Below are 14,997 nucleotides of genomic sequence, written 5' to 3' on the forward strand. Positions count from 1 at the left end.
GATCGTGCACCGCGCGACCGGACCGGGCCATCTTCACCATGCGAATCGGCACGGTTGACAGCGTGCACGGCCCGAACGGCACTAACCTTGCTCTATCGGCGCTCTATCGGCCGGTGCCGACGTGGCCGTCGCGGCCCGCGTCCCGCGACCCCGCGGCCGAGCGATCGAGGAGGCGCCCGCGCGGCGGCCGGTCCTCTCGCCTCGGACCCGCGGCGGGCGGTACGCCCGGAGGCCCGCGGCCATGCGCGCCGGCACGCCGGTCAACGCCGTGGCCATCACACACCGACCGCGGACCACCGCACGACGAGCCGACCGGCGACCGCCCGCGCGCCGTCGCGCGAGCCTGCGGTCACGCCCGGGGGCGCGCACCCGGGCGGCCTGCGGGCTTGACGGCTGCTGGTTGGCATGTCATTGTGAGGTGGGGTCGAGGTTGACGAACATGTAGCGTGTGGACAGGCGCTTGCGTGGTGGCTTATGCTGCCTTTACGCGCCGTCCATTGATCGACCCATGTCCCTGTGATGGCTTGGCGTCGTCTGGCGTGCGTGTAGTCAGTCCGCGAGCCCTCGGAAGGACATCTGTTGGCAGCCTCGCGCAACGCCTCCGCCGTGATCACTGGCCCTCGCCGCGTGTCGTTCGCGCGGATCCAGGAGCCGCTCGAAGTTCCCGACCTTCTTGCGCTGCAGACCGAGTCGTTCGACTGGCTGCTGGGCAACGAAAGGTGGAAGGCCCGGGTCGAGGCGGCTCAGAAGCTCGGGCGCAAGGACGTACCGACCCAGTCCGGCCTCGAGGAGATCTTCGAGGAGATCAGCCCGATCGAGGACTTCTCGGGGACGATGTCGCTGTCGTTCCGGGACCACCGGTTCGAGCCGCCCAAGTACTCGATCGAAGAGTGCAAAGACAAGGACATGACCTACTCCGCCCCGATGTTCGTGACGGCGGAGTTCATCAACAACACCACCGGTGAGATCAAGTCCCAGACGGTGTTCATGGGCGACTTCCCGCTCATGACGCCGAAGGGGACGTTCATCATCAACGGGACCGAGCGGGTCGTGGTCTCCCAGCTGGTGCGCTCGCCGGGGGTGTATTTCGGCCGGTCGGTGGACAAGGGCTCGGACAAGGATCTGTTCGACTGCCGGGTGATCCCGTCGCGGGGGGCCTGGCTGGAGTTCGAGATCGACAAGCGGGACAGCGTCGGGGTGCGCATCGACCGTAAGCGCAAGCAGCCGGTGACGGTGCTGCTGAAGGCGCTGGGCTGGACCAATGACATGATCCTTGAGCGGTTCGGCCGGTATGAGACGATGCGGGCGACGCTGGAGAAGGATCACACCTCCGGCCAGGAGGACGCGCTGCTGGACATTTATCGCAAGCTGCGTCCGGGTGAGCCGCCGACCAAGGAGTCGGCGCAGGCTCTGCTGGAGAATCTGTATTTCAACCCCAAGCGGTATGACCTTGCCAAGGTGGGGCGGTACAAGGTCAACAAGAAGCTTGGGCTGGATGTTGACATCAATCAGGGGACGCTGACCGAGGAGGACATCGTCGCGGTCATCGAGTACCTGGTGCGGTTGCACGCGGGTGAGACCTCGATGCCCGGCGTCAACGGCGAGGTCCCGGTCGAGGTGGACGACATCGACCACTTCGGCAACCGCCGCGTCCGTACCGTCGGCGAGCTCATCCAGAACCAGATGCGGCTCGGCCTGGCCCGGATGGAGCGGGTGGTCCGGGAGCGCATGACCACCCAGGACGTCGAGGCGATCACGCCGCAGACGCTGATCAACATCCGGCCGGTGGTGGCGTCGCTGAAGGAGTTCTTCGGCACGTCCCAGATGTCCACCTTCATGGACCAGACCAACCCGCTGGCCGGCCTCACCAACAAGCGGCGTCTCTCGGCGCTGGGTCCGGGTGGTCTGTCCCGGGAGCGGGCCGGTATGGAGGTCCGTGACGTGCACCCGTCCCACTACGGGCGGATGTGCCCGATCGAGACCCCCGAGGGCCCGAACATCGGCCTCATCGGCTACCTCGCCTGCCACGGCCGCATCAACGCCTTCGGGTTCATCGAGACCCCGTACCGCAAGGTCGTCAACGGCCGCGTGACCGACGAGATCGTCTACCTCACCGCGGACGAGGAGGACCGGTACGTCAAGGCGCAGGCGAACTCGCTGCTCAACCCCGACGGCACGTTCGCCGAGGAGCGCGTCCTCGTCCGGACCAAGGGCGGTGAGACCGAGCTCGCGCGGCCCGAGGACGTGGACTTCATGGACGTGTCGCCGCGGCAGATGGTGTCGGTGGCGACCGCCATGATCCCCTTCCTCGAGCACGACGACGCCAACCGGGCCCTGATGGGCGCGAACATGCAGCGCCAGGCCGTGCCGCTGCTGCGCAGCGAGGCCCCGCTGGTCGGCACCGGCATGGAGTACCGCGCCGCCACCGACGCCGGCGACGTGATCATCGCCGAGAAGCCCGGCGTGGTGGAGGAGGTCTCGGCCGACTACATCACCGTCGCCAACGACGACGGCACCCGCATCACCTACCGGGTCGCCAAGTTCAAGCGCTCGAACCAGGGCACCTGCTACAACCAGAAGCCGATCGTCGACGAGGGCGACCGGGTCGAGGCCGGCCAGGTCATCGCCGACGGCCCGTGCACCGACCGCGGCGAGATGGCGCTCGGCAAGAACCTGCTGGTGGCGTTCATGCCCTGGGAGGGCCACAACTACGAGGACGCCATCATCATCTCCCAGCGCCTCGTGCAGGAGGACATCCTCTCCTCTATCCACATCGAGGAGCACGAGGTCGACGCCCGCGACACCAAGCTCGGCCCGGAGGAGATCACCCGGGACATCCCCAACGTCTCGGAGGAGGTCCTCGCCGACCTCGACGAGCGGGGCATCATCCGGATCGGCGCCGAGGTGGTGCCGGGTGACATCCTGGTCGGCAAGGTCACCCCGAAGGGTGAGACCGAGCTGACCCCGGAGGAGCGGCTGCTGCGGGCGATCTTCGGTGAGAAGGCCCGCGAGGTGCGCGACACCTCGCTGAAGGTGCCGCACGGCGAGTCCGGCAAGGTCATCGGCGTGCGCGTGTTCTCCCGTGAGGACGGCGACGAGCTGCCGCCGGGTGTGAACGAGCTGGTGCGCGTGTACGTCGCGCAGAAGCGGAAGATCACCGAAGGCGACAAGCTCGCCGGCCGCCACGGCAACAAGGGCGTCATCGCGAAGATCCTGCCGGTGGAGGACATGCCGTTCCTGGAGGACGGCACCCCGGTGGACATCATCCTCAACCCGCTGGGCGTCCCCGGCCGGATGAACGTCGGCCAGGTGCTCGAGACACACCTGGGCTGGGTGGCGTCACAAGGCTGGGACATCACCGGCGTCGACGAACCATGGGCCGAGCGGCTCAAGGAGAAGGGCCACGAGCGCGCCGAGCCCTGGACCCACGTCGCCACGCCGGTCTTCGACGGCGCCCACGAGGACGAGATCACCGGCCTGCTCGGCAACACCCTGCCGAACCGGGACGGCATCCGCCTGGTCGGGGTGAACGGCAAGGCGCGGCTGTACGACGGCCGCACCGGCGAGCCGTACAAGCACCCGGTGGCCGTCGGCTACATCTACATCCTCAAGCTCCTCCACATGGTGGACGACAAGATGCACGCCCGGTCCACCGGTCCCTACTCCATGATCACCCAGCAGCCGCTGGGCGGTAAGGCGCAGTTCGGCGGCCAGCGGTTCGGTGAGATGGAGGTGTGGGCCCTGGAGGCGTACGGCGCGGCCTACGCCCTGCAGGAGCTGCTCACCATCAAGTCCGACGACGTGCCGGGACGGGTGAAGGTCTACGAGGCGCTCGTCAAGGGGGAGAACATCCCCGAGCCGGGCATCCCCGAGTCCTTCAAGGTCCTCATGAAGGAGATGCAGTCCCTCTGCCTCAACGTGGAGGTGCTCTCCAAGGACGGCATGTCCATCGAGATGCGCGAGTCCGGCGAGGACGTGTTCCGCGCCGCCGAGGAGCTCGGCATCGACCTGGCCCGCCGCCCCAACGAGGGCGCGGTGAACGAGTCGTCCTCCTGACCTGACCCGGTCCCGTAGGACCGACCGATCGGCCCGCCGGCCCCGCGCCGGCGGGCCGAACGCTTTCCGGCGTCCGGCGGCGCGGCGGCGGGGAAAGGCGACCTCTTCGCGGTTCGGTTTTCCGTGGCCGGGTGCACCGCGGTGAGGTCGCGGCGGTTTCCGCCGTTACGGCAAACGGCGCCGCCGACCACGGCGGCTCGTTTTCCCGTGCCGTTTCGGTAAATCGGGCTGGCAGTCGCGGTATTCGCCTTCGGACGGCCCGCCGGCCGTTTTCCTCCCGATATTCCACCGGCGGCCGGCCTCCAGCTGGCGGCGGTTTTCCCGGTCGTACGCAACGTGCGACAGGACGATGGGCGGAGGAAATCGACGCCCGGCCCGCGAGGCCGCCTGCCGCGGCATCCGGACATCAGGCAGGCGTGGAGCCTCCGCGCGTGGCGGCGACACCGTTCGCCACCTCCGGCCCGCCCAGCCGGGCGATTCCACCGGCTTTCACAGGCGCCTCGCCGTATGTCCGTTTCTGGTCAGCGCGAGGCGGATTCCGGGGAGAGGCGGTGGGCCTCGCCGCCGCGGAGGCGGGACTGGGCGCGGGCGGCGGCCTGCAGCAGCGGACCGGCCATCTGCTCGACCTCGGAGCGCGTGCTGAGCCGGCCGCGCGGCATCACCACCGTGATCGCCGCGACCGGGTCGCCGCTCGCCAGCACCAGCGGCGCGGCGATCGCGCTGATCCGCGGGTCGGTGTCGCCGATCGCGTAGGCCCAGCCGCGGTGCCGGATGATGTGGAGCTCGCGCTCGAAGTCCCGCCACGAGCGGCGGGTGCCGTCCGCGGCGACGCTGAGCTTCCGGTCCGGGAAGCGGCGCAGCAGCCGCTCGGGGCGCTCGACCGCGAGCATCGCCTTGCCGCCCGCGACCAGGTCGGCGGGGAACACCCGGCCGAGGCGGGGACCGATGGCGCGGGGCGGGGCCCCGGCCACGCTCTGCACGGTCCGGGCGTTGCGGCCTTCCAGGATCATCACGCCGATCGTCTCGCCGGTCTCCTCGTGCAGCTCGTGGACCACCTCGTCGACCGCGTCGCGCAGCCGTACCGGGCGGGAGGCGAGCAGGGAGATCTCGTGGAGCACGGGCCCGGGGACGTACGGCCCGCCGCGCACGTCCTGCCGGACGAACCCGGACCTGCGGCAGTTCGCCAGCACGCGGTGGGCGGTGGACGGCGCGACGTCGAGGGCGAGGGCGAGCTCGGTGACGCTGATCGAGCCACGCTGCGCGACGAGAAGAACCGTCTGCAGAGCGTACTCCGCCGAGTTCATAGCGTCAGTTTTTTCCACATGCGGGAAAAGCCCTAGCTCTTTCTTGTCAGGCGGAAATGTGACGTATATCACCTCTGTGTGTCCGAATTCACGTCCCGGACACACGGGGCTACCCGCTGTTGCCCGGGTGGCGAGGAGGTGTCATGGTCTGGTTCCCGCCGCCGAAGGATCCGTTCGACGCCCCCATGCGGGTCGAGGCGGACATCCGCGGAGTCCAGGTGACCCAGGGCGAGGTGCCCGAGCACCTCGACGGCACCTACTACCGGTGCGTCTCCGACCGGCAGTGGCCGTCGTACGTGGAGAACGACCTCGAGCTGTTCAACAGCGACGGCATGATCATCTCGTTCCGGTTCCACAAGGGCCGGGTCGACTTCAAGAGCCGCTACGTGCGCACCCCGCGTTTCGTCGCCGAGGAGAAGGCCGGGCGGGCGCTGTTCGGCGCCTACCGCAACCCGTTCGACGACGACCCGTCGGTCGCCGGCATCAGCCGCGGCCTGGCGAACACCAACGTGTTCTTCCACGGCGGCAAGCTGTACGCGTCGAAGGAGGACTCGCCGCCGATCCTGATCGACCCGGACACGCTGGAGACGATCGGCGAGTACGACTTCGAGGGCGCGCTCACCTCGCGCACCGCGACCGCGCACCCGAAGTTCGACCCGGTCACCGGCGAGATGGTGTTCTTCGGCTACGAGGCGAAGGGCCCGGGCACCCCGGACATCGCCTACTACGAGGCCGACCCGTCCGGGCGGATCATCCACGAGGCCTGGCTCGAGGCGCCGTACACGAGCATGGTGCACGACTGGGCGGTCACCCAGAACTTCGTGATCTTCCCGATCATCCCGCTGCGCAGCGACATCGAGTGGATCAAGAAGGGGCAGTCCTACTTCCAGTGGGACCCGTACGAGGACGTCTACCTCGGCGTGATGCCGCGCAAGGGCACCGCCAAGGACCTGCGCTGGTACCGCGGCTCGAACCGGTTCGCCAGCCACATCATGGGCGCCTACGACGACGGCCGGTACGTCTACATCGACACCCCGGTCGGCCAGACCAACTACTTCCCCTGGTTCCCCGACATCACCGGCGCGCCGTACGACCCGGAGCGGTCGAAGGGCTACCTGTCCCGGTGGACGATCGACACCCAGGGTGAGTCCGACGGCTTCACCGAGACCCGGCTGAGCGACCTGCCCGGCGAGTTCCCCCGCATGGACGACCGGCAGGAGACGCTGCCGTACCACTGGGGCATCATGCTCCTCACCGACGTGCCCGGCCGCAACGCCCCCGGCGGCGGGTTCCGCTGGCTCATGGGCATCGACCTGAAGACCGGGCGCAAGCAGATCTACTACCCCGGCGACCACTGCACCCTCGGCGAGGCGATCTTCGTCCCGGCGGCGCCGGACGCCCCGCCCGGCGTCGGCTACGTGCTCACCGTGGTGGCCCGCCGCAAGGAGATGCGCAGCGACCTGGTGCTGCTCGACGCCCAGCGCCTCGACGGCGAGCCGGTGTGCACGCTCTCCCTCCCCATGCGCATCCGCATGGGCGTGCACGGCAACTGGGTCTCCGCCGCCGAGCTCGCCGGCCGTACCGACTGAGCCGGGCCGTACCGGCTCCCCCGATCCCCACGACCTCCCCACCGCCCCTATCGGAAGGATCTTCGATGACCGAGGACGACCTCAGGGCCACCGTCGCCGACCTCGCCCACCGTGTGGCCGTGCTCGAGGCCCAGCAGGCGATCCGCCGGCTCCAGCACGCCTACGGCTACTACCTCGACAAGTGCCACTACCGCGAGGTGACCGAGCTGTTCAGCGACGACGGCGAGGTCTACTTCTGCGGCGGCCTGTACAAGGGCCGGGCCGGGATCGAGCGGCTGTACATCGGCCGGTTCGGGCAGCGGTTCGTGCGCGGGCACAACGGGCCGATGGTCGGCTTCCTGCTCGACCACCCGCAGCTCCAGGACGTGATCACGGTCTCCCCCGACCTGAAGACCGCCCGGGGCCGGTTCCGCAGCATCATGCAGGCCGGCGTGCACAAGTCCGTCCGCGACACCTTCCCCGGCAAGGTCACGTACGAGCAGTGGTGGGAGGGCGGCATCTACGAGAACCGGTACGTCAACGAGAACGGCGTGTGGAAGTTCCAGCGCCTGGAGTACCGGCCGGTCTGGCACGGCGAGTACGGCAAGGGCTGGTCGAACACCGACCCGGCGACCGCGGTGATCGCCACCGAGACCTACCCGGCCGACCCGCTCGGGCCGGACGAGATCGTCGGGGACTTCGCGCTGTTCCCCGCCACCGACACGATCCCGTTCCACTACCCGCACCCGGTGACCGGGGCCGAGTGGGACCCGGCGGCGGGGAAGGCGATCTGATGGCCGGGACCCCGCTCACCACCGGCGGCGAGGTCGGCTACCTGCGCATCGCCACCGAGGAGGCGTACGCGCCGGCCGAGATGCTCGACCTCTACCGCGAGCTGCTCGACGAGCCCGACATCGACCCCGGCTTCGCCAGCCTCATGGGCTTCTACCTGCGCAGCGACGCCGAACGGCCGGCCGCGGTACGGCGCAAGCTAGCCGACCTGGGCGAGGAACGGCTCGCCGACATGGACGCGGCCGGCGTCGACCACGCGATCCTCGCGCTCACCGCGCCCGGCACCCAGGTGTTCGACCCGGCCCGGGCGCGGGACGTCGCCCGGCTCGCCAACGAGCGCATCGCCGAGGCGTGCCGCGCCCACCCGGACCGGTTCTCCGGGCTCGCCGCGGTCGGCTTCGAGGACGCGCCGTCGGCGGTCGCCGAGCTGGAGCGCGGCGTGAAGGAGCTCGGCCTCAAGGGCCTGGTGTGCAACTCGCACATCCGCGGCCACTACCTCGACGAGGAACGCTTCTACCCGATCCTCGAGGCCGCCGAGGCGCTCGACGTGCCGATCTACCTGCACCCGCAGACCCCGCCGCGGGACATGATCCGGCCGATGCTCGAGGCCGGGCTCGACGGGGCGATCTTCGGGTTCGGGGTGGAGACCGGCATGCACCTGCTGCGCATGATCGTGCGCGGGGTGTTCGACCGGTTCCCCGGCCTGCGGGTCGTCGTCGGCCACCTCGGCGAGGCGTTGCCGTTCTGGCTCTACCGGCTCGACTACATGCACGCCGCGCAGCAGCGGGCGGCCCGGTACCAGGGCAATCCGCGGCTCGAGCTCACCGTGAGCGAGTACCTGCGGCGGAACGTCTGGGTCACCACGAGCGGCATGGCCTGGGCCCCGGCGATCATGTTCTGCCGCGAGGTGCTCGGCCCCGACCGGGTGATGTACGCGATGGACTACCCCTACGAGTACGTCCCGGACGAGGTGCGGGCCCAGGACGCGCTCCCGCTCCCGCTGCCCGAGCTGCGCCGGTTCTACGAGACGAACGCGATCGAGGTGTTCCGGCTCGACCTGACGGGCACGGCGGAGGCCGCGGATGGCTGATCGGGCGCCCCTGCTGGACGTGCGCGGCGTGCACGTGCGGTTCGGCGGCATCACCGCGCTCGCCGGCGTCGACCTCACCGTCGGCGAGGGCGAGATCTGCGGCCTGATCGGCCCGAACGGCGCGGGCAAGACCACGCTGCTCAACGTGCTGAGCGGCGTCTACCGGGCCGACGCGGGACGGGTGAGGTTCGCCGGGCGGGACCTGCTCGGCCTGCCGCCCCACCGCATCGGTCCCGCGGGCGTGGCGCGCACGTTCCAGAACCTGGCGCTCTTCCCCACCATGACGGTCCTCGAGAACGTCATGGTGGGGGCCCACCCGGCCTGCCGGGGCAACTGGCTCACGTCGCTCCTGCCGGGCTACACCGCCCGGTCGGAGCGGCGGGCCACCGCCGAGGCGCTCGGCGTGCTCGACCTGCTCGGCCTCGCCGACGTCGCGCTGCACCGGGTCACCGACCTGCCGTACGGCACGATGAAGCGGGTCGAGCTCGCCCGGGCGCTCGTGCTCCGGCCCCGGCTGCTGCTGCTCGACGAGCCCGCGGGCGGCCTCAACCACGACGAGGTGGCCGAGCTGGGCGAGCTGATCGTACGGCTGCGCGACACCTTCGGCGTCGCCGTGCTCCTCGTCGAGCACCACATGCGGCTCGTCATGGGCATCAGCGACACGGTGGTGGTGCTCGCCTCGGGCCGGCGGATCGCCGCGGGCCCGCCCGCCGAGGTGCAGCGCGACCCGGAGGTGATCGCCGCCTACCTGGGGAGCCCGGCATGACCGCGCCGCTGCTGCGCATGGAGTCGGTGAACGCCTACTACGGCCGGTTCCAGGCGCTGCACGGGGTGAGCCTGGAGGTCGGCGAGGGCGAGGCGGTGGTGCTGCTCGGCGCGAACGGCGCCGGCAAGACCACCCTGCTGCGCGCGCTGTCCGGGCTGGTCCGGGCCGAGGGGCGGATCACCTTCGGCGGCACCCCGATCCTCGGCCGCCGCCCGGAGTGGATCGTGCGCCGCGGCATGAGCCACGTGCCGCAGGGGCGCGGCTGCTTCGCCGACCTCACGGTCGAGGAGAACCTGCGCGTCGGCGCGTTCACCCGGCGCGACCCGGCGGGCGTCGCCCGGGACATCCGGCGCTGGTACGAGGTGTTCCCCCGGCTCGGCGAGCGCCGCGACCAGCCGGCCGGGCAGATGAGCGGCGGCGAGCAGCAGATGCTCGCCATCGCCCGGGCCCTGATGTCCCGGCCCCGGCTGCTGCTGCTCGACGAGCCGTCGCTCGGCCTCGCCCGCATGATCACCGAGGGCCTGTTCCAGCGGCTGCGCGAGATCAACGAGCGGGACGGCACGGCGCTGCTGCTCGTCGAGCAGAACGCCGAGCTCGCGCTCGGCCTCGCCCGCCGCGCCTACGTCATCGCCGCCGGGCACATCGAGCGGTCCGGCCCGGCGGAACGGCTGCGCGCCGACGACGCGATCCGCCGTACCTATCTCGGGCTCTGACCGCCGCCCTCGTCCCGTCCGCGCCCGCCGCGGACTCCGTGTCCTCCGCGCGTGAGGAGGAAGACATGTACGACACGATCACCAATCCGGCGTACCTGCTGCAGCTCGTGCTCAGCGGGCTGTCGATCGGATCGGTGTACGCGCTGTTCGCCGTCTCGTTCGCCATCGCGTGGGCGAGCACCTCGCACCTCAACCTCGCCGCGGGCGAGCTGGGCTCGCTCGGCGTGTTCACGCTGGGCAGCCTGGTCGCGGCCGGGGCCGGGGCGCACCTCGCACTGCCGCTCGTGCTCGCCGGGGCGGCCGTGCTCGGCGCGGCCGTGCACCGCGGCCTGGTCCGGCACGTGGAGACCAAGGGCGTGTTCCCGGTCGTGCTGCTCACCCTCGCGATCTACCTGGTGGTGAACGCGGCGGTGGGCCTGGTCTGGGGCACCCAGCCGGTCCCCGCGCCGCGGCTCGTGCCGACCGGCCCGGACGCGCAGATCGTGCTGCTGCAGGGCCCGCCCCAGGCGTACCTCACGTACGGCGACCTCGCCTCGTTCGCGGTGCTCGCGATCGTGGTCGGGGCGCTCGCGGCCTTCCTGCGCGGCACCCGGTTCGGGCTCGCCTACCGGGCTGTCGCGGCGAACCGCGAGTCGGCCGCGCTCGCCGGCATCCCGCTGCCGCGCATGGGGGCGCTCGGCTGGGCGCTCTCGACGGTGATCGCCACGCTCGCGGCGGTGCTGCTCGGGCTGCGCAACGGCACGCTCGACTACACGATGATGACGCCGCTGCTCGTGTTCGGGCTCACCGCCGCCACGGTGGGCGGGCTGGAGAGCCTCACCGGCGCGGTCGTGGGCGGGCTCGCCCTCGGCCTCGTCGTCAACCTCCTCCCCGGTCTGCTGCGGTTCGTCTCCGGGGACATGGGGCTGGTCATCGCCCTGGTGCTCGTGCTCGCGGTGCTGCTGCTCCGCCCCCAGGGCCTGTTCGGACGGACGCGGCTGGAGCGGGTATGAGGTCGCTGGTCGTGGCACGCGGCGGCGCGGTGCACCGCGCCTACCAGGCGGCCGGCGCGGCGGCCGCGGCCCTGTTCCTGCTGCTCGCGCCGGTGCTGCTCGAGGACTACCAGGTGACCCTGCTCGGCCAGGCCCTGGCGTACGCGGTGGCGCTGCTCGGGCTCACCCTGGTGACCGGGATCAGCGGGCAGATCTCGCTGGGGCACGGCGCGATGTTCGGCATCGGCGCCTACACCACCGCGATCCTCGTCTCCGACCACGGCGTGCCGTTCCCGGTCGCCCTGGCCGCGTCCGCCGGGATCGGGATCGTCTTCGGCGTGGTGATCGGACTGCCCGCGCTGCGGCTCTCCGGGCTCTACCTCGCGATCGTGACGATCACCGCGGCGACCGCGTTCCCGCTGGTCGTGGTGCAGCCGTTCGCGCAGGAGCTCGGCACCGGCGGGTCGAGCGGCAAGCCGGTGGCCCTCGACTGGGGCAAGCCGTCGTGGTTCCTGCTCGACGTGACGCCGGTCGGGTTCCGGTTCGTACTCGTCGGCGCGGTGTGCGCGGTGGTCTTCGCGCTCACCGGCATGCTGGTACGCGGCCGGGTCGGCCGGGCGATGACCGCGCTGCGCGACAACCCGACCGCGGCCGCGGCGGCCGGGATCCACCTCGCACAGGTGAAGGTGGGCGCGTTCGCGTTCAGCACGATGCTCGCCGGGATCGGCGGCTCGCTGTTCATGCTGATGGTGCCGATCGTCAGCCCGGACAGCGTCGGGTTCCCGCTCAGCCTGCTCTTCATCACCGCGATGATCATCGGCGGGGCGGCCCGGGTGGCCGGGGCGCTCGTCGGCGGGTTCGTCATGGTCTTCCTGCCGTTCCTCACCTCGGAGCTGGCGCTGCGGGTGCCGGTGCTCGCGGACCTGCCGCAGCCCGGGCTGCTCGCCACCGTGATCTACGGCGTCGTGCTCGTCCTGTGCATCTTCTTCCTGCCCCAGGGGGTGATGCCGCTCGTCACCGCGCAGCGGGAACGGCTGCTCCGCTTCGTGCCGCCCGGGGTGCACGCCCGCCCGGCCCACGGCAGGCCGGCGGTCGGCCGGACGGCCGGCGCCGGGCAGCCCGCGCCGCGCTGATCCTCTCCGCCGTTCTTTCCGTTCTCTCCTCTTCCGTCTCCTCTCCCTCTCCGCCTCACCTCTCCGTTCCTTCTCCTCCTGTCTCCGTCTCCCTCTCCTCTCCTCGGTCCTCCCCTCCCCTCTCCTTCCTGCGGGCCCGCCGCGGGTCCGGCACGAACAGGAGGTCGTATGACCGCGAAAAAGCTGATCACGGCACTCTCGCTCGCCACCTGCCTCTCGCTGGCGCTCGCCGGGTGCGGCGACAGCCGGGCCGGGGGCGACACGGCCGGCGGCGCCGCGCCGCGCGGCGGCACGATGGGCGCGGACGGCGTGTTCCGGGTGAACGCGGACGGCTGCCCGCCGGACGCCTCCGAGCCGCTCCCCGACGGCGCGCCGATCAAGGTCGGGGTGAGCATGGCGCTGAGCGGGCCGCTCGCCGCGGTCGGGGCCCCGAACATCGACGGCCTGCGCGCGGTGTTCGCCGCGGCGAACGACGAAGGCGGCATCGACGGGCACCCGATCGAGCTCGTGGTGAAGGACGACGCCTACGACCCGGCCCGGGCCACCGCGAACGCGCAGGCGTTCACCGGCCAGGACAAGGTGTTCGCCACCCTGCTGCAGATCAGCAACGCCTCGATCATCGCGACCCGGCCGATCTACGAGGCGGCCTGCGTGCCCCAGCTCGGCACGATCTCCCAGCACAAGGAGGCGGCCGACCCGGAGCGGCACGCGTGGACGACGGTGACCATCCCGCCCGCGGTCACCGAGGCGGAGGCCGCCGCCGAGTACCTCGCCAAGGTGCACCCGCAGGGCGCGGTGATGGAGTTCCGCCAGCAGGTCACGCTCGGCGAGGACTGGGCCCAGGTGTTCCCGGGCGCGGCGCAGCGGCGCGGCCTGCGGCTGCTCGAGGTGCAGCACATCGCGCCGACCGAGACCAACCTCGACGCCCCGGCCGCCAAGCTCACCGCCTCCGGCGCGGACGCGGTGATGGCCGAGGTGCAGGGCCCGATGTGCGTCTCCCTGCTGCAGAGTCTCGCCAAGGCCGGGTTCACGGGCAGCGTGGTGCTCACCTCGGCGTGCAACGGCGCCAAGCAGTTCATGCAGCCGCTCGGCAAGGCCGCCGACGGGGTCGCCGCGCTCTTCTTCCAGAAGGACCCGAGCACGCCGAGCGCCCGCACCGACCCCGGCATGCGGCGGTACTTCGACGACCTGGCGAAGTACCAGCCGAAGGCCGACCCGACCGTGACCATGACCCTCAACGGGTACGAGGCGGGCAACCTGCTCGTGCACAACCTGCGGGCCGCCGCGCGCATGGAGGGCGGGCTCACCCGGGTCAACCTGATGAACGCCGCGTGGAACGCGCAGGTGGAGCGCACCACGTTCCTCCAGCCGAAGCAGAGCATGAACGGCCCGAAGGACCCGTACATCATCAACGACGTGACGGTGCAGACCTACGACGCGGCGACCGGCGACTGGAAGCCGACCGGGGTCGTCTACACCTACCGCGCCGAGTAGCCGCCGGCCGGACGCGCCCGGCTCCGCGAGGGTCCCCACCGGTACGGCACGCCACGTTTTCCCCCGGCGAGGGGTGGTGGCGGTTCGCCGCGGGCAGGTCATTAAGGTCGCAGGTGGGGACCCATACGGCAGAACAGGAGTTTTTCCATGGCGATGCGGTTTGAGCACGAGTTCACGGTTCCGGTCCCGGTCGAACAGGCCTGGCCGGTGCTGCTGGACGTGGAGCGGATTGCACCCTGTTTGCCGGGCGCGTCCATCGACGGGGTCGAGGGCAACACCTTCACCGGGAAGATGAAGGTCAAGGTCGGCCCGATCACCGTGGCCTACAGCGGCAAGGCGAGCTTCGAGGAGGTCGACAAGGACGCCCACCGGGTCGTCCTCAAGGCCGCGGGACGGGAGACGCGGGGCTCGGGCACCGCGAACGCCACCGTGAACGCCCGGCTCCACGACGACGGCGGCAGGACCAGGGTGACCGTGGAGACCTCGTTCAACGTCACCGGGCGGCCGGCGCAGTTCGGGCGCGGCGTGATGAACGAGGTCGGCGCCAAGCTGATCGACCGGTTCGCGGAGAACCTCGCCGAGCTGCTGCGCGGCGACACCGAGGCGGCCACCGCCACGCAGCCCGCCGCGGAGACCGCGGCCGCCACCCCCGCCGCGGCCCCGGCCGAGCCCGCCGCCGCTGAGGCGCCCGCCGCCGGGGAGGCTCCCGCCGCGGAGGCCGCCAAGCCCGCCGCCGAGGCCGCCCAGGAGCCCGCCGCCAAGGCCGAGCCGAGCCGGCCCGCCGTACCGACGCGGTCCTCGCGCACCGCGGAGGAGGAGGCGCTCGACCTGCTCGAGGTCGCGGGCATGCCGGTGCTCAAGCGGGTGCTGCCGGCCGTGGGCGCGCTCGCCGCGATCGGCCTGGTCATCTGGCTGATCAGGAAGATCGCCAAGCGCTGACCGCGTCGCCGTACCCGGCAAAGGTCTGGATGACCACCGGTCAGAAGTAGCAAATAACGGACAAAACGCCCCGCCCGTGGGGCACGAAGCGGGCGTGGAACACCGCGTTGCCAGGTCCACCCGGCCCGCTTCGCCACATCGGTCCCGTCCGCGGGCATGGCCGCCCGACGC

Annotated in this window: 11 protein-coding genes; 10 read left to right on the plus strand and 1 reads right to left on the minus strand. The window is 71.2% G+C overall.

The window, feature by feature from the left end; translation table 11 throughout:
- Positions 1 to 579 precede the first annotated feature (579 nt).
- A complete protein-coding gene (rpoB, locus tag FHX40_RS18505) occupies positions 580 to 4,056 on the plus strand; it encodes a DNA-directed RNA polymerase subunit beta (protein ID WP_142260792.1) in 3,477 nt (1,158 codons plus the stop codon).
- A gap of 521 nt (positions 4,057 to 4,577) precedes the next feature.
- On the opposite strand, the gene FHX40_RS18510 is transcribed toward rpoB, so the two are convergent.
- Positions 4,578 to 5,360, minus strand: a complete 783-nt coding sequence (locus tag FHX40_RS18510) for an IclR family transcriptional regulator (protein ID WP_142260793.1) — start codon at positions 5,358 to 5,360, stop codon at positions 4,578 to 4,580.
- A 143-nt stretch (positions 5,361 to 5,503) separates the two neighbouring features.
- On the opposite strand from FHX40_RS18510, the gene FHX40_RS18515 reads away from it, so the two are divergent.
- The 9 genes from FHX40_RS18515 (at position 5,504) to FHX40_RS18555 (ending at position 14,826) form a co-directional block, all read left to right on the plus strand.
- Positions 5,504 to 6,949: a carotenoid oxygenase family protein gene (locus FHX40_RS18515; protein ID WP_142260794.1), complete on the plus strand. Its 1,446-nt coding sequence runs from the start codon at positions 5,504 to 5,506 to the stop codon at positions 6,947 to 6,949.
- A 65-nt stretch (positions 6,950 to 7,014) separates the two neighbouring features.
- Positions 7,015 to 7,722 (plus strand): nuclear transport factor 2 family protein, encoded by a 708-nt coding sequence (locus FHX40_RS18520; protein WP_142260795.1) that lies wholly within the window; start codon positions 7,015 to 7,017, stop codon positions 7,720 to 7,722.
- A complete protein-coding gene (locus tag FHX40_RS18525; RefSeq protein WP_142260796.1) occupies positions 7,722 to 8,810 on the plus strand; it encodes an amidohydrolase family protein in 1,089 nt (362 codons plus the stop codon). The genes FHX40_RS18520 and FHX40_RS18525 overlap by 1 nt, the downstream gene beginning before the upstream one ends.
- Positions 8,803 to 9,576: an ABC transporter ATP-binding protein gene (locus FHX40_RS18530; RefSeq protein WP_142260797.1), complete on the plus strand. Its 774-nt coding sequence runs from the start codon at positions 8,803 to 8,805 to the stop codon at positions 9,574 to 9,576. The genes FHX40_RS18525 and FHX40_RS18530 overlap by 8 nt, the downstream gene beginning before the upstream one ends.
- The gene (locus FHX40_RS18535) at positions 9,573 to 10,289 is read left to right on the plus strand and encodes an ABC transporter ATP-binding protein (protein ID WP_142260798.1); all 717 of its coding nucleotides are present in this window, start codon (positions 9,573 to 9,575) and stop codon (positions 10,287 to 10,289) included. The genes FHX40_RS18530 and FHX40_RS18535 overlap by 4 nt, the downstream gene beginning before the upstream one ends.
- A 65-nt stretch (positions 10,290 to 10,354) precedes the next feature.
- Positions 10,355 to 11,281, plus strand: coding sequence for a branched-chain amino acid ABC transporter permease (locus tag FHX40_RS18540; RefSeq protein ID WP_142260799.1), 927 nt, complete (start codon positions 10,355 to 10,357; stop codon positions 11,279 to 11,281).
- Positions 11,278 to 12,393: a branched-chain amino acid ABC transporter permease gene (locus tag FHX40_RS18545; protein ID WP_142260800.1), complete on the plus strand. Its 1,116-nt coding sequence runs from the start codon at positions 11,278 to 11,280 to the stop codon at positions 12,391 to 12,393. The genes FHX40_RS18540 and FHX40_RS18545 overlap by 4 nt, the downstream gene beginning before the upstream one ends.
- A gap of 168 nt (positions 12,394 to 12,561) precedes the next feature.
- A complete protein-coding gene (locus FHX40_RS18550) occupies positions 12,562 to 13,887 on the plus strand; it encodes an ABC transporter substrate-binding protein (protein WP_142260801.1) in 1,326 nt (441 codons plus the stop codon).
- 147 nt (positions 13,888 to 14,034) lie between these two features.
- The gene (locus tag FHX40_RS18555; protein WP_142260802.1) at positions 14,035 to 14,826 is read left to right on the plus strand and encodes an SRPBCC family protein; all 792 of its coding nucleotides are present in this window, start codon (positions 14,035 to 14,037) and stop codon (positions 14,824 to 14,826) included.
- Positions 14,827 to 14,997 lie beyond the last annotated feature (171 nt).

Origin of the sequence: Thermopolyspora flexuosa (assembly GCF_006716785.1) — a bacterium.
Classification (GTDB): Bacteria; Actinomycetota; Actinomycetes; order Streptosporangiales; family Streptosporangiaceae; genus Thermopolyspora; species Thermopolyspora flexuosa.

What these genes read in the sequence shown, in the direction of transcription:
- FHX40_RS18510 (WP_142260793.1), bottom strand. Translation starts at nt 5,360, where the DNA reads ATGAACTCGGCGGAGTACGCTCTGCAGACGGTTCTTCTCGTCGCGCAG.
- FHX40_RS18515 (WP_142260794.1), top strand. Translation starts at nt 5,504, where the DNA reads ATGGTCTGGTTCCCGCCGCCGAAGGATCCGTTCGACGCCCCCATGCGG.
- FHX40_RS18520 (WP_142260795.1), top strand. Translation starts at nt 7,015, where the DNA reads ATGACCGAGGACGACCTCAGGGCCACCGTCGCCGACCTCGCCCACCGT.
- FHX40_RS18525 (WP_142260796.1), top strand. Translation starts at nt 7,722, where the DNA reads ATGGCCGGGACCCCGCTCACCACCGGCGGCGAGGTCGGCTACCTGCGC.
- FHX40_RS18530 (WP_142260797.1), top strand. Translation starts at nt 8,803, where the DNA reads ATGGCTGATCGGGCGCCCCTGCTGGACGTGCGCGGCGTGCACGTGCGG.
- FHX40_RS18535 (WP_142260798.1), top strand. Translation starts at nt 9,573, where the DNA reads ATGACCGCGCCGCTGCTGCGCATGGAGTCGGTGAACGCCTACTACGGC.
- FHX40_RS18540 (WP_142260799.1), top strand. Translation starts at nt 10,355, where the DNA reads ATGTACGACACGATCACCAATCCGGCGTACCTGCTGCAGCTCGTGCTC.
- FHX40_RS18545 (WP_142260800.1), top strand. Translation starts at nt 11,278, where the DNA reads ATGAGGTCGCTGGTCGTGGCACGCGGCGGCGCGGTGCACCGCGCCTAC.
- FHX40_RS18550 (WP_142260801.1), top strand. Translation starts at nt 12,562, where the DNA reads ATGACCGCGAAAAAGCTGATCACGGCACTCTCGCTCGCCACCTGCCTC.
- FHX40_RS18555 (WP_142260802.1), top strand. Translation starts at nt 14,035, where the DNA reads ATGGCGATGCGGTTTGAGCACGAGTTCACGGTTCCGGTCCCGGTCGAA.